Origin of the sequence: Kribbella sp. NPDC051620, assembly GCF_044453825.1 — a bacterium.
Classification (GTDB): Bacteria; Actinomycetota; Actinomycetes; order Propionibacteriales; family Kribbellaceae; genus Kribbella.
In genome coordinates, this window is sequence record NZ_JBITDB010000007.1 from 1 (window position 1) to 13,592 (window position 13,592).

The window sequence follows — 13,592 nt, forward strand, 5'->3', positions numbered from 1 at the left end:
CACACCCGGGATCATGAACTTCGACTAGGTGGGAAAGTCATACCGAGCCTGGCGACCAGACCTCCCACTACGGGAGCCACCAAAACCGTAACGGGTGGGAGCACCCAGAGCTGAGAGCGACGCAGGAGCGAGCGGCGTCGGGTGCGTGGGGGCTGTTTGCGTTCGGGTGTTCGGGTTGCGTTGGTGGGGTGGACAACTGGGCGGCGTATTCTTCGGCCGTGACTTTGCGACGGGGGGACAGCGCTCCGCCCGAGCGGACTTTGGTTGACGTCTTGCAGGCCAGTGCTGTGGGGTTTCCGGATGAGCCGGCGCTGGATGACGGCAGTGTGAGTTTGAGTTATCGCGAGCTGCTCGGTCAGGTGACCAGGTTCGCGCGGCGGTTGACGGATCTCGGGATCGGGCCGGGCGACCGGGTCGGCGTCCGGATCTCGTCGGGGCACAACGACTTGTATGTTGCGATTCTCGGGACTCTGCAGGCGGGCGCGGCGTATGTGCCGGTCGACGCGGATGATCCCGAGGAGCGCGCCGAGTTGGTGTTCGGCGAGGCGCAGGTTGCGGCGATCGTCACTGACGACCTCGAGATCGCCTCGACCCGACCAGCGCCGACCACAGACCTGGCAGAAGCTGCTGACGGCGGTTACGACTTCCCGTACTCCGCCCGGATGGATGCGGACGGTACTACGCCCGCTGCCGCGGGACCCGCGTCCCGCGGCGACGGCCCTTCACCCGACGACGACGCGTGGATCATCTTCACGTCGGGCTCCACCGGCGTACCGAAGGGCGTAGCCGTCACGCACCGATCGGCAGCTGCCTTCGTGGATGCCGAGGCGCGGATGTTCCTGCAGAAGGAGCCGATCGGCCCCGAGGACCGTGTGCTGGCCGGTCTGTCCATCGCGTTCGACGCGTCCTGCGAGGAGATGTGGCTCGCCTGGCGGTACGGCGCGTGCCTCGTCCCCGCACCCCGTTCGCTGGTGCGCAGTGGCATGGACCTCGGCCCGTGGCTGGTCGCGCAAGGCATCACCATCGTGTCGACCGTCCCGACGCTCGCTGCCCTCTGGCCGTCGGACGCACTCGACAACGTGCGCCTGTTGATCTTCGGTGGCGAGGCCTGCCCGCCCGAGCTGGCCGAGCGCCTTGCAACGCCGGAGCGCGAGGTCTGGAACACCTACGGCCCCACCGAAGCGACCGTCGTCGCCTGTGGAGCCCAGCTGACCGGCGAAGGCCCGGTACGCATCGGGCTTCCCCTGGACGGCTGGGATCTCGCAGTCGTCGACAGTGCAGGCAACGAGGTCGCAGAGGGCGGTACTGGCGAGCTGATCATCGGCGGTGTCGGGCTGGCCCGCTACCTCGACCCGGCCAAGGACGCGGAGAAGTTCGCCCCGATGCCGTCGCTCGGCTGGGATCGCGCGTACCGCAGTGGCGACCTGGTCCGCAACGAGTCGGAGGGCCTGGTGTTCATGGGCCGGGCCGACGAGCAGATCAAGCTCGGTGGCCGGCGGATCGAGCTGGGTGAAGTCGACGCGGCTCTGCAGGCTCTCCCCGGCGTCAGCGGCGCGGCAGCCGCAGTACGGGTCAGCGCAGCCGGCAATCAACTGCTCGTCGGATACGTAGTACCGGATGACCCAGAAGGCTTCGATCAGAAGGCAGCCACAGAGCGCTTAAGAGAAGCCCTGCCCGCCGCACTAGTCCCCCTGCTGGCCGTAACGGACACCCTGCCGACCAGGACCTCCGGCAAGGTCGACCGCAACGCGTTGCCCTGGCCGCTACCTGGCATGGACACGGATGCACCGCCCGCTGACCTCGACGGGACAGCAGGCTGGCTAGCGGAGCGCTGGACGCAGGTGCTGGGAGCAACAGTCACCGGTGCCGACAACGACTTCTTCCTGCACGGCGGTGGCAGCCTTGCTGCGGCACAACTGGTCTCGAAGCTCAGGGAGAAGTACGCCGAGGTCACAGTCGGCGACATCTACGAGTACCCCCGGCTAGGCGCGCTCGCCGATCGTCTCGACGACTTCCAGACTTCCACCGTCCCAGTGGAGATCCGCGAGGTTCGCCCGACCCCACCGGGCACCCAGCTCCTCCAGACCGCGCTGACGTTGATACTGCAGACCGTGGTCGGCGTGCGCTGGCTCGTCTGGCTCTTCACCCTGAACAACCTGCTGGCACTCACCGACGGCCCGCACCCTTGGATGCGCACAGTGTCGTGGTGGTGGATCCTGGCCGGCTGGCTGATCCTGATCACGCCCGCCGGCCGCATGGGCATCGCTGTCGTCGGCGCTCGCATCCTGCTCAGAGGGCTGAAGCCGGGCATCTACCCGCGCGGCGGGAACGTACACGTCCGCCTCTGGGCAGCAGAGAACCTCGCAGACGCAGCGGGTGCCGCCAACCTGGCCGGTGCGCCCTGGATCGCCTACTACGCAAGGGCTCTTGGCGCGAAGATCGGCAAGGGCGTAGACCTTCACACGCTCCCGCCGGTCACCGGCATGTTCACGATGGGCCGTGGCGCGTCGATCGAACCAGAGGTCGACCTGTCCGGCTACTGGATCGACGGAGACCGGCTGCACGTCGGTACGGTCACCGTCGGCGCCGAGGCGGTCGTCGGCTCCCGCAGTACTCTCCTGCCGGGCGCAGAGATCGGCCGCAACGCGGAGATCGCGGCAGGCTCGGCTGTCTCCGGTACGGTCCCGCCAGGCGAGCGCTGGTCGGGCTCGCCGGCCGCACGGCTCGGCAAGGCCCGGCACCCTTGGCCGGAGGAGCGCCCTGCTCGCGCACCCTGGTGGGTGCTCGCGTACGGCGCCGCATCCGCCCTCATGTCGCTACTACCGTTGGGTGCGGCGATCCTCGCGGTCCTGATCCTCCGCCAGGCTGTCGCCGGCACCACCTCCCTCGGAGACGCCGCACTGCACGCGTTGTACGCCATCCCCCTGATGACCCTCGTCGGCTTCGTCACGCTCGCCCTGCTGACGGTGATCATCGTCAGGCTGCTCGGCATCGGCATCAAGCCCGGCCACTACCCAGTGCGCAGCCGGATCGGCTGGCAGGTGTGGGCCACGGAGCGGCTGCTCGACTCGGCCCGCACCCTCCTCTTCCCCCTGTACGCGAGCCTGCTCACCCCCTGGTGGCTCCGCGCGCTCGGTGCCAAGATCGGCCGCGACGTCGAGGCTTCGACCGTCCTGCTGCTGCCGAAGATGACCACCGTCGGTGAGGGCGCGTTCCTGGCCGACGACACCATGATCGCGTCGTACGAACTGGGCGGCGGCTGGTTGCACGTGGCCGGCGCCAAGGTCGGCAAGCGCGCCTTCCTCGGCAACTCGGGCATGACCGCACCCGGCCGCTCGGTCCCCAAGAATGGCCTGGTCGCTGTGCTGTCCGCGGCCCCGAAGAAGTCCAAGGCCGGTACGTCGTGGCTCGGCAGCCCGCCGGTGAAGCTGCGCCGGCAGACCGTCGACGGCGACCAGAGCCGCACGTTCAACCCGCCGCTGCGACTCAAGTTCGCCCGCGCCGCCGTCGAGCTGTGCCGGTTCGTGCCGATGATGTGCACGGTACTGATCGCGCTCGGTGTGCTGTTCGCCCTGCAGGGCTTGGACTTGTGGCTCGGGCCGTTGCCGACGCTCCTGCTGTCAGGCGCCGTGATCCTCGTCGCCGGCGCGGTGGCCGGCACGATGGCGACGATCTCCAAGTGGGTCATCGTCGGCAGGACCCGCGCGGTCGAGTACCCGCTGTGGAGCAGTTTTGTCTGGCGCAACGAGGTGGTGGACACCTTCGTCGAGATGGTCGCGGCTCCGTGGTTCGCGAACGCCGCCGCCGGTACGCCGGTACTGGCGGTCTGGTTGCGCTCACTGGGCGCCAAGATCGGCAAGGGCGTCTGGTGTGAGACCTATTGGTTCCCTGAGGCCGACTTGATCACACTCGGCGACGGTGTCACGGTCAACCGCGGCTGTGTACTCCAGACGCATCTGTTTCACGATCGCGTGATGTCCATGAGCACCGTAACCTTCGGGGATGGGTCAACCCTCGGGCCGCACGGCATCATTCTTCCCGCCGCATCGATCGGCGCAGGCGCTACGATCGGTCCGGTGTCGCTGGTGATGCGCGGAGAGAGCGTTCCGGCCGGGTCCCGCTGGGCCGGCAATCCGATCGCGCCCTGGCAGGGTTGATGGTTGCCCGTGACAAGGGCCAACCCGGTGAGGACACTGCCGGTGACCCCTATGTACCGACGCATGGCAATGGTGGCTACAAGGTCGAGTCGTACGAGCTCGACCTCGACTACCGGGTCAGCAGCAACAGGCTGAGCGGCAAGGCCACCATCACGGCCGTGGCGACCCAGGCGCTGTCCCGGGTGAGCTTCGACCTGACCGGGTTGCGGGTGGCCAAGGTGCTCGTCAACGGCCGCCGGGCGAGCCGGTACGCGCACCGGAACGGCAAGCTGCACATCTGGCCGTCCCCTGCGATCTCCGACGGAGCAGAGTTCGTCATAGACGTCCAGTACTCCGGCAACCCGGCCCCTGTCGACAGCCCCTGGGGTGAGCTCGGCTGGGAGGAGCTGACCGAGGGCGTGATCGTGGCGAGCCAGCCGAGTGGGGCAGCGACCTGGTTCCCCTGCAACGACCACCCCAGCGACAAGGCGCACTACCGGATCACGATCACCACCGATTCGCCGTACCACGTGGTGGCGAACGGGCGACTCGTCTCGCGCCGTACCAAGGCCAGCCGGACCAGCTGGGTGTTCGACCAGGCCGCCCCGATGGCGACGTACCTGGCGACCGTACAGATCGGCCGGTACGACGTACTGGAGCTGGCCACGTCGCCGGTGACCATGCGGGGCGTACTGCCCGCGTCGCAGATGCGCGACTTCCGCTCGGACTTCGGGCGGCAGCAGGACATGATGCGGCTGTTCATCAAGCGGTTCGGCCCGTACCCGTTCGGCAGCTACACGGTAGTGGTGACCGACGACGCGCTGGAGATCCCACTGGAGGCCCAGGGCATCTCCGTGTTCGGCAGCAACCATGTGGACGGCCGCCGCGGCGCAGAGCGGCTGGTGGCGCACGAGCTGGCCCACCAGTGGTTCGGCAACAGCCTGACACCTTCCAGGTGGCAGGACATCTGGCTTAACGAGGGCTTCGCCTGCTACGCCGAGTGGTTGTGGTCGGAGGAGTCAGGCGGGCTAACGGCGTCCCAGCAGGTCTCCAAGGCCTACAGCCGGCTGCGCGGGCTGGACGAGGACCTGCTGCTCTCCGACCCGGGACCCGACCTGATGTTCGACGACCGCCTCTACAAGCGCGGTGCGATCACCCTGCACGTACTGCGCCTCCACCTGGGCGACGAGGCCTTCTTCGAGCTACTACGCACCTGGACCCGGACCCACCGGCATGGCTCGGTCACCACCGAGGACTTCATCGCCCTCGCCGGCACCTTCAGCCCGGACCCGTACGACGTACAGGCCCTCTTCGCCGTCTGGCTGGACGCTACAGACCTCCCTGCCCTCCCACGCCGCCGCCGCTAACGGCCGGCCTGGTCAGTAGACGAGCGCTGTCGCGATGGCCGCGATGCCTTCTCCGCGCCCGGTCAGGCCAAGGCCGTCGGTGGTCTTGGCCGCTACTGAGATCTCGGCTCCACAGATGTCACTGAGCACCTTCTCGGCCTCCAGGCGGCGGGCAGCGAAGCGCGGCCGGTTGCAGATGACCTGCACGGAGACGTTGCCGATCTCGAACCCCGCCTCCCGGACCCTGCGCGCGGTTTCACCCAGCAACGCGGCACCGGATGCTCCCGCCCACTCCGGCTCGGCGGTACCGAAGTTCGAGCCGAGGTCCCCAAGCCGGGCTGCCGCCAGGAGGGCGTCGCACACCGCATGCGCGGCAACATCGCCGTCCGAGTGACCCGAGGGCCCTGCCGGCTCATCGGGCCAGTGCAGGCCGGCCAGCCACATCGGGCGGCCTTCCTCGATCGGGTGGACGTCGACACCGGTGCCCACGCGCGGCAACTTCACGGGGTACGCCTTTCAGCCAGGATGGATTCGGCCAGGATCAGGTCCCGGGGCCGGGTCACCTTGAACGCGTCCTGCGACCCCTCGACCGTCTGTACCGGTACGCCGAGACGCTCGCACAGCATCGCGTCGTCGGTCGCGCCGACGGTGTCACCACTATGGGCCCGCCGCAACAAAGCAGGCTCGAACCCTTGTGGCGTCTGTACTGCGACCAGCGTCGACCGATCGGGCGTGTCGACCACCAGACCAGCAGCGTCGACGCGTTTGATCGTGTCGGTCACGGGCACGACCGGGATCACTGCGGGCGCGCCTGCGATGACCGCGGCAACGACCCGTTCGATCACGTCGGCCGGTACGAACGGCCGGGCGGCGTCGTGGACGAGCACGCAGTCGATGCCGTCCTCAGGTACCAGCTCCAAGGCCAGCCGGACGGAATCGGTCCGTTCGGCGCCTCCGGCAACGATCAGCAACGCCACCGGACCGGCGTACGGGTCGAGGAGCTTGCGGACTTCGTCCTCCGTACCGGGCGGAACGGCGACCACAAAGCAGGCGAGGTCGGCGGCGGTCGCTGCCCGCAGTCCACGAATGGCGTGGACCAGCAGCGATTCGCCACCGACCTCTCGCAATGCCTTTGGTGCCTCACCACCGAGCCTGAGCCCGAGACCGGCCGCCGGAATGATCGCCGCAGTACTCACGACCACATCATGCCGGACGGTTCAGTCGCGCGACCCCGACTCCACTGCTGACCAGTAGGTCAGGAGGCGAGGACCTCGTCGAGGATGGCTTCCGCCTTGTCCTCGTTGGTGTGTTCGGCCAAGGCCAGTTCGGAGACCAGAATCTGGCGAGCCTTCGCCAGCATCCGCTTCTCACCGGCGGAGAGACCGCGGTCACGCTCACGGCGCCACAGGTCGCGGACGACCTCTGCCACCTTCATCACGTCACCGGAATGCAGCTTCTCCAGGTTCGCCTTGTAACGTCGCGACCAGTTGGTCGGCTCCTCCGTGTGCGGAGCCCGCAGCACGTCGAAGACGCGCTCCAAGCCGGCCTGATCCACGACGTCACGCACGCCGACAAGATCGAGGTTGCACGCGGGGACCCGGACGACCAGGTCGTTCTGAGCGACGATCCTCAAGACCAGATAGGTCTTGTCCTCACCTTTGATCTTACGGGTCTCGATGTCCTCGATAACGGCCGCACCGTGGTTGGGGTAAACAACCGTTTCGCCGACGTTGAAAGTCATATGTCACGTGCCCCTTTCCGACTCCTATCCTACCACGCAGTCGCTGGTCCGGTTCTGGCGTTTGCGCTGGTCAGAGGCCATTTCCCGCCTTGACAAACGCTGTCCGGCGTGCCTACCACGCGCGCGAATGGTTGCCCGGGACATCACCGAAAGGGGTGGTCGCCGTCAGGTGCACCCACCCTGCTCGCTACGCTGTGCTCCGCCGGAGGCTTTTGCTTGGCGGCATCCACCCGGGTTGTAGGAGAGGGAACACCAGTGCCCATCACGTTGTCCTCGCAGGCCGTTCGGCGTACCGCGCTGGCCGGAGCCACCGTCGCTCTGAGCGTCGCGGTCGCGGCATGTGGCGCCAGCTTCGACGCCCAGACCTCCAAGCCCTACCAGGCCGCCGAGGGCACCAACGCGCAGTCCGGCGGGATCGCCGTCCGCAACCTGCTGGTCCTCGCCTCCGAGGACGGCAAGGGCGAGCTGCACGGCGCCTTCGTCAACACCGGCCAGTCGGACGACAAGCTGGTCAGCATCGCCGCGGCCGCCGCCGACGCCCAGAACACCAGCACCGAGCAGACCGGGTCCGTGACGTTCACCGGCCTCAAGGAGACCGACCTCAAGGTCGGCCAGTCCTACACGATCCCGCCCGCGGGTGGAACGCCCGTCACGGTCACCGGTGGCAAGCCGGGCCAGATGCTGAAGGTGACGATCACCTTCGCTGAGGCCGGCCCGCTCACCACGTCGGTACCGGTGCTGACGACGGACCACTACTCCCCGTCGCCGCGACCGGATACCGAAAAAGAAGGCTGAGTTCGCCTTACGACGAGGCCTGGGCTGCCTTGGCGAGACCCGGAAGGATCTTGTCGAGCACCCAGGGCACGCTCAGCACGCTGACCGCGCTCATGCCGGAGATGACCTGCTGATCGGTCATCAGGTAGGCACTGCCCTTCTTGTACGCCGGCAGTGACGCGTAGACCTTGTCGGCCGCGAACTTCTCCGGCGTCAGCCCGTCGATGTAGCCGACGACGACATCCGCGTCGAGGTCGTTGAGGCGCTCCTTGCTGACGGTCAGCGCGAACTCCTTCTTGGTGTTCGTCTTCTCCAGTGCTTCGATCCCCGGGGCGTTCACGAACCCCATCTCGTTCATGATCTGCACGCGCGGGTCGCCCGGCATGTAGGCGTAGTTCTCGTCGCCGTACGACAGGATCGACAGCGTCTTGCCCTTGAACTCGGGGTGATCCGCGGCCGCCTTGGCAGTCAGCGCCGAGATGCCGGCCACCAGCTTGTCCGCCTCGGCCGACTTGCCGAGCGCCTTGCCGATGATGGTCGTCTGGTCCTGCCAGGTGGTCTGCCAGGGCGCCCCCGGGTACGCGACCGTCGGCGCGATCTGCGACAGCTTCGTGTACGTCGCCTTGTCGAACCCCTCGTACGGCGCCAGGATCACATCCGGCCGCAACGCCGCCACCTTCTCGAACGGAACACCGTCGGAGTCGTCGAGCAACGTCGTCTTGGCCGGATCGAACCGGTCCGCGTCCCAAGCGGTCGTCCCCGCCGGCGTCGGCCCGTAGGTGACCCTGGGCATCCCGACCGGCGTCTCACCGAGCGCGTACACGACATCCTGCGCATTCCACCCGAGCGTGACGATCCGCTCCGGCTTCTTCGTGATCGTCGTCTCCCCGAACGTGTTCTTCAAAGTCACCGGAAACCCGGCAGAAGCAGCCGCCGCGGGCGCCTGCCCTGCCCCCTCATCACTCCCACACGAGACCAACGCGGCAGCCGCAACAACCACGGCAACCCCCAACGCACCGGACCGAGACCACAACATCGCACTACTCCTTAGGCTGGAAACTTAGGCCAGCCTAAGCTAACAACCCGGAACTACGCCCACGCCCCCTCCACCTCCACTCCTCCGTCGTTCCGGTTCCGGGCGCTCCCGCCCACCCGTGGTTTCGGCGCTCCTGCGTCGCGCGATGCGACCACCTGCGTGGTGAGCCACCCTCGCAAGCAGCAGGTAATCGCTGGGCATGGCCAGCCGGATTGCGGCTCGGATGCGCTGCCGCATAGCGCCTGCCCCAAAGGGGCCTCAGCTACTGCAAAAGTAAACACGTGTGCTGAATTTGCAGTAGGTCATCTGCATCTGGGGGCCAGCAAGAGCTAGGTCACCCCGGCTGTAATGTCGTACCCGTCAGGGGCACTAGCCCCTCGAAAGTGAACCCGGCAGCCATCCGGACGGTTGGTGAGCCGGGTTTTCGCGCGTCTAGACCTCTTTGAGCGTGCAGTACCGCTCCACGGACCGCCGCGAGGCGCCAGTCGCGTCGCGCGATGCGCCTTCGGCTGATGGCGCTCTCGCGCGATAAGCGCCTCCGCGCCGCCGGCGTTGCCGGCATCCCGTGCGTTGCGCACCGACTCCCGCTGCATCAGATCGCCACGGCGCGCGATCGAGCCTGCGGCTAGCAGTTACTGCAAAATTATACGCAAGCGACTAACATTGCAGTAAGCGGAGGAGGACGCACCCATGTCGCAGCTACTCGAGGTCGCGGAGCTTGCCAGCGAGCAGTGGGGGCTGGTCACGGCCGCACAGGCCGCTGAGATCGGCGTGTCCGGGCAGTCCCTGGCGCGCTGGGCTCGCAACCGTGTGCTGACGAGACTTGCGCACGGCATCTACAAGGTGTCCGGGAGCCCGTACGACACGCGCGATGATCTCCGTGCCGCCTGGCTGATGCTCGATCCGCAGCGGACGGCGACCGAGCGGATTTCGGCGCGGGAGATCGATGCGGTGATCTCGCACCGTTCGGCGGCGCGGCTCCATGGGCTTGGCGATCTCGATGCCGACGTCTACGAGTTCACGGTCGCAGGACGCCGGCAGACCAGGCGTACCGACGTCCGGATTCATACCCGCTCGACGCCGATCCAGCGCGAGACATGGACGCTGGCCGGCGGGCTGCCGGTGACCACAGTCCTGACGACAATCGTCGAGCTGGCCGCAGCCCATACCGATGGCGGCCATCTCGCCGGAGTCGTCGGTGACGCGCTGGCTACAGCGGCTGTGGATATCGACAAGCTGAGTGTCGCCCTCCGCCCTTATGCTCACCGCTACGGCGCCCCGCCCGGCGACGGCGAGGGCGTGATCCAGCGGTTCCTCACTGAGACAGGCCTCCCGAGGACCACTCAGCGAGCTGTCGATCTCGCCCGCGGCCAAGACCACGACGGGCGGCGAAAGGCAACAGCATGAGGGACGTTCTGTACCGGAACCCGGTCGGGTTTCGGGCAGGAGTGGAAGCACGGATCAGAGCGGAGGCAGCGGCGGCCTCCCATCGCACGGTCGACCAGGTGCGTCGGCAGTTTCTGCTGCAACGATTCCTGGTCCGCGTGTTCGCCGGCCCGGACGGTCCGTGGGTACTCAAGGGCGGAACGGGTCTGATTGTGCGGATTCCCGGCGCCCGGCACAGCGATGACATCGATCTCCTGTACTCCGAACAGGAGGCTCTACTGGAGAACGCTGTCGCCGATCTGCGACGGCTGGCCGACCGCGCGCCGGAGGGAGACTTTCTCCGCTTCGAGATCGCGGAGCCCGTGATCGGCAGCGGCCAGGACGTCGGTCACGTGGTCGCGCAACTGAAGGTGAGTTCTTACCTCGGCACAGTCGAGTACGGCCGATTCCCCCTGGACCTGTCCCTGAATCAGCGCACCGCGGAAGCCGTCGACCTGATCCAGCCGCGACCGGTGATCGAACTGCCCGGTGACAAGCCGCTGCCGAAGTTCGTTCTCTATCCGCTGGCCGAACAGGTGGCAGACAAGGTGTGCGCGATGTACGGAAAGTACGGCATCAACGGAGACCGTCCGTCCACCCGATACCGCGACCTCGTGGACCTGACCATCATCATCACGACGCAAGAACTCGATGCGTCCCGAACGGTCAGGGCGCTTCGGGACGAGGCGAAGCGTCGGATCCTGGTACTACCGATGAGGCTGTCCGTCCCAGGTACCGACTGGGAGGTCGGCTACGGACGGGTCGCCGGAGGCACTCTCTTGCCGATCGAGTTGCGGGCGGTCGATCCAGCTCTGAATGCGGTCTCCGGCTGCCTGCAGCCCCTTCTGGACGGCACCGTGGCGGAGGGTACTTGGAACCCACTCCAGATGAGCTGGAACTAGCTGCTGCTGACCTCGGATGCACCTGACCTACTGCAAAATTCATCACATCCGTGTACTTCTGCAGTAGCTGACGCCCTGGTACCGCGTCTGCGTGGCAGCGCATCATCGTTCTGCAAACCGGCCCGCCTTGCCCAGCGACTACCTGCAGCCACCCAACCCGACTGACCACGAAGGTGGTCGCACCGCGCGACGCAGGAGCGCCGAAACCACGGGCGGATGGGAGCGCCCAGAGTGGGAGCGCAGCGAGCACGGCGGGGGCGTGGGGAATACCGAGTGGGGACGACGTAGGAGCTGGCGCGGTGGGTGCGCGGGGCTCCTACGTCGTTGTCAGGCTTCGAATTTGTAGCCGAGGCCTCGGACTGTTACCAGGTGGGAGGGGTTGGAGGGGTCTTTCTCCAGTTTGGAGCGGAGGCGTTTGACGTGGACGTCCAGGGTCTTGGTGTCGCCTACGTAGTCCGCGCCCCAGATGCGGTCGATGAGTTGGCCTCGGGTGAGGACCCGGCCGGTGTTGCGGAGGAGCATTTCCAGGAGTTCGAACTCCTTCAGGGGGAGGCGGATCTCGGTGCCGGCGACCGTCACGACGTGGCGTTCGACGTCCATCCGGACCGGGCCTGCCTCCAGGGTGTCGGGGAGGAGTTCGACGTCCTGGCCGCGGCGCAGGACGGCGCGGATGCGGGCCAGTAGTTCGCGGGGGCTGTAGGGCTTGGTGACGTAGTCGTCGGCGCCCAGTTCGAGGCCGACGACCTTGTCGACCTCGGTGTCCTTGGCGGACACGATGATCACGGGGACGTTGCCCCGGCTGCGGAGCGCGCGGCAGACCTCGGTACCGGACAAGCCGGGCAGCATCAGGTCCAGCAGGACGATGTCGGCGCCGGCCCGGTCGTACTCGTCCAGCGCGTCCGGTCCGGTCTCGGCCACGGCGACCTCGAACCCTTCCTTGCGCAGAACGTACGACAACGCGTCGCTGTAGCTCTCTTCGTCTTCGACGACCAGCACTCGGGTCACGAAGCTGCCTCCTTGGTTTTCTCCGACGGGGTCGGCGTCGGGGGTAGCTCGGACTCCTCCTGGATGGAGGGGTCCGTGGGTTGCCCGGTCGCGGGATCGAGCCGCAGCGGGAGTCGGACGGTGAAGGTGGAGCCCTGGCCCTCGACGCTCCAGACGCGCACGTCGCCACCGTGGATCGAGGCGATGTGCTTGACGATGGACAGGCCGAGGCCGGTACCGCCGGTCTCGCGGCTGCGGGCCCGGTCGACCCGGTAGAACCGCTCGAAGATGCGTTCCAGGTCGCTGCTCGGGATCCCGACGCCCTGGTCGCTGACGGTGATCTCCACCAGGTCCCCGATCGGGTGGGCGGCGACCGCCACCCGGGTCCCGTCGGGGCTGTAGTTGACGGCGTTCTCGACCAGGTTCCCGATCGCGATCGCCAACTGGTCCTCGCTGCCCATCACCTCGAGGGCGGGGTCGGTCTTCACCACCAGATTGATGTCGCGATCCTCGGCGTCGACCCGGCAGCGGTCCACCGCGGCCTCGACCACGGCGTTGATGTCGACCGGCGTGGGGTGTTCCAGCGGGTCGTCGCCCTGCAGCCGGGACAGCTCGATGATCTCCTTGACCAGCCGGCTCAGCCGGGCGGCCTCGATCCGCATCCGGCCGGAGAACCGCTGCACGGCCTCGGGATCGTCGGACGCCTCGGCGACCGCGTCGGCGAGCAGGATGATCGCCCCGATCGGGGTCTTCAGCTCGTGGCTGACGTTGACGGTGAAGTCGCGCCGGATCGCGTCCAGCCGGCGTTCCCGGGTCCGGTCCTCGACCAGTACCAGCACCAGCTGACTGCCCAGCGGGGCGACCCGCGCGCTCACGTACTGGGTCGCGCCGAGCCGGCCGCGGACGATCTCCAGGTCCTGCTGGCGGATCTCGCCGTCGCGGCGGACCGCCCGGACCATCAGCAGCAGGTCGTCGACGACGAGCCGTTCGCCTCGGACGATGCCGAGAACGTGGGCCGGGGCGCTCGCCTGGAGCACCTGGTCCTCGGGGCCCATCACGACCGCGGAGGAGCGGAGGACGGACAAGACGGTGGCGACACCGCTGGGCACGATCGGGTCCGGGGAGACCGGAACCTTGGTCTGCGACCGCTCGCTCAGCACGAGCGCACCGAGCGAAAGCAGAGCCAGGGCCGCGCCGATGACGCCGCCCAGCACCGCAGCCAGCGTGGGGTCCACGGAACCGATGCTA

General features: G+C 67.6%; 11 protein-coding genes. 5 read left to right on the forward strand and 6 right to left on the reverse strand.

The annotated features are described in order from the left end of the window. Positions 1–218: 218 nt before the first annotated feature. Both ACIA12_RS33190 and ACIA12_RS33195 read left to right on the forward strand, forming a co-directional pair. Positions 219–4,157, forward strand: a complete 3,939-nt coding sequence (locus ACIA12_RS33190; protein ID WP_396371182.1) for a Pls/PosA family non-ribosomal peptide synthetase — start codon at positions 219–221, stop codon at positions 4,155–4,157. Then, positions 4,157–5,503, forward strand: a complete 1,347-nt coding sequence (locus ACIA12_RS33195) for a M1 family metallopeptidase (protein WP_396371183.1) — start codon at positions 4,157–4,159, stop codon at positions 5,501–5,503. Before ACIA12_RS33190 ends, ACIA12_RS33195 begins: the two co-directional genes overlap by 1 nt. 12 nt (positions 5,504–5,515) lie before the next feature. Here ACIA12_RS33195 and ispF read toward each other — a convergent pair whose 3' ends face one another. The 3 genes from ispF to ACIA12_RS33210 are packed head-to-tail and all read right to left on the reverse strand — an operon-like array spanning position 5,516 to position 7,223. Continuing rightward, a complete protein-coding gene (ispF, locus tag ACIA12_RS33200) occupies positions 5,516–5,986 on the reverse strand; it encodes a 2-C-methyl-D-erythritol 2,4-cyclodiphosphate synthase (protein WP_396371184.1) in 471 nt (156 codons plus the stop codon). Then, the gene (gene ispD / locus ACIA12_RS33205) at positions 5,983–6,678 is read right to left on the reverse strand and encodes a 2-C-methyl-D-erythritol 4-phosphate cytidylyltransferase (RefSeq protein WP_396371185.1); all 696 of its coding nucleotides are present in this window, start codon (positions 6,676–6,678) and stop codon (positions 5,983–5,985) included. Before ispD ends, ispF begins: the two co-directional genes overlap by 4 nt. A gap of 59 nt (positions 6,679–6,737) precedes the next feature. Further along, complete coding sequence (locus tag ACIA12_RS33210) at positions 6,738–7,223, reverse strand: CarD family transcriptional regulator (RefSeq protein ID WP_132176829.1); 486 nt, start codon at positions 7,221–7,223, stop codon at positions 6,738–6,740. A gap of 255 nt (positions 7,224–7,478) precedes the next feature. Here ACIA12_RS33210 and ACIA12_RS33215 point away from each other — a divergent pair, with 255 nt between their 5' ends. Then, positions 7,479–8,018, forward strand: coding sequence for a hypothetical protein (locus ACIA12_RS33215; RefSeq protein ID WP_396371186.1), 540 nt, complete (start codon positions 7,479–7,481; stop codon positions 8,016–8,018). Positions 8,019–8,025: 7 nt separating this feature from the next. On the opposite strand, the gene ACIA12_RS33220 is transcribed toward ACIA12_RS33215, so the two are convergent. Continuing rightward, the gene (locus ACIA12_RS33220) at positions 8,026–9,033 is read right to left on the reverse strand and encodes an iron-siderophore ABC transporter substrate-binding protein (RefSeq protein WP_396371187.1); all 1,008 of its coding nucleotides are present in this window, start codon (positions 9,031–9,033) and stop codon (positions 8,026–8,028) included. A gap of 690 nt (positions 9,034–9,723) precedes the next feature. On the opposite strand from ACIA12_RS33220, the gene ACIA12_RS33225 reads away from it, so the two are divergent. After that, positions 9,724–10,440 carry a type IV toxin-antitoxin system AbiEi family antitoxin domain-containing protein gene (locus ACIA12_RS33225; protein ID WP_396371188.1) on the forward strand — a complete coding sequence of 239 codons (717 nt, stop codon included), beginning with the start codon at positions 9,724–9,726 and terminating at the stop codon, positions 10,438–10,440. Next, positions 10,437–11,360: a nucleotidyl transferase AbiEii/AbiGii toxin family protein gene (locus ACIA12_RS33230; protein WP_396371189.1), complete on the forward strand. Its 924-nt coding sequence runs from the start codon at positions 10,437–10,439 to the stop codon at positions 11,358–11,360. The genes ACIA12_RS33225 and ACIA12_RS33230 overlap by 4 nt, the downstream gene beginning before the upstream one ends. A 327-nt stretch (positions 11,361–11,687) precedes the next feature. Here ACIA12_RS33230 and ACIA12_RS33235 read toward each other — a convergent pair whose 3' ends face one another. Next, positions 11,688–12,365 (reverse strand): response regulator transcription factor, encoded by a 678-nt coding sequence (locus ACIA12_RS33235; RefSeq protein ID WP_343969754.1) that lies wholly within the window; start codon positions 12,363–12,365, stop codon positions 11,688–11,690. Then, complete coding sequence (locus ACIA12_RS33240) at positions 12,362–13,579, reverse strand: sensor histidine kinase (RefSeq protein WP_396371190.1); 1,218 nt, start codon at positions 13,577–13,579, stop codon at positions 12,362–12,364. Before ACIA12_RS33240 ends, ACIA12_RS33235 begins: the two co-directional genes overlap by 4 nt. Between the last annotated feature and the right edge of the window lie 13 nt (positions 13,580–13,592).

Coding starts and splice junctions, on each gene's coding strand:
- ACIA12_RS33225 (WP_396371188.1), top strand. CDS start 9,724: ATGTCGCAGCTACTCGAGGTCGCGGAGCTTGCCAGCGAGCAGTGGGGG.
- ACIA12_RS33210 (WP_132176829.1), bottom strand. CDS start 7,223: ATGACTTTCAACGTCGGCGAAACGGTTGTTTACCCCAACCACGGTGCG.
- ACIA12_RS33230 (WP_396371189.1), top strand. CDS start 10,437: ATGAGGGACGTTCTGTACCGGAACCCGGTCGGGTTTCGGGCAGGAGTG.
- ACIA12_RS33220 (WP_396371187.1), bottom strand. CDS start 9,033: ATGTTGTGGTCTCGGTCCGGTGCGTTGGGGGTTGCCGTGGTTGTTGCG.
- ACIA12_RS33195 (WP_396371183.1), top strand. CDS start 4,157: ATGGTTGCCCGTGACAAGGGCCAACCCGGTGAGGACACTGCCGGTGAC.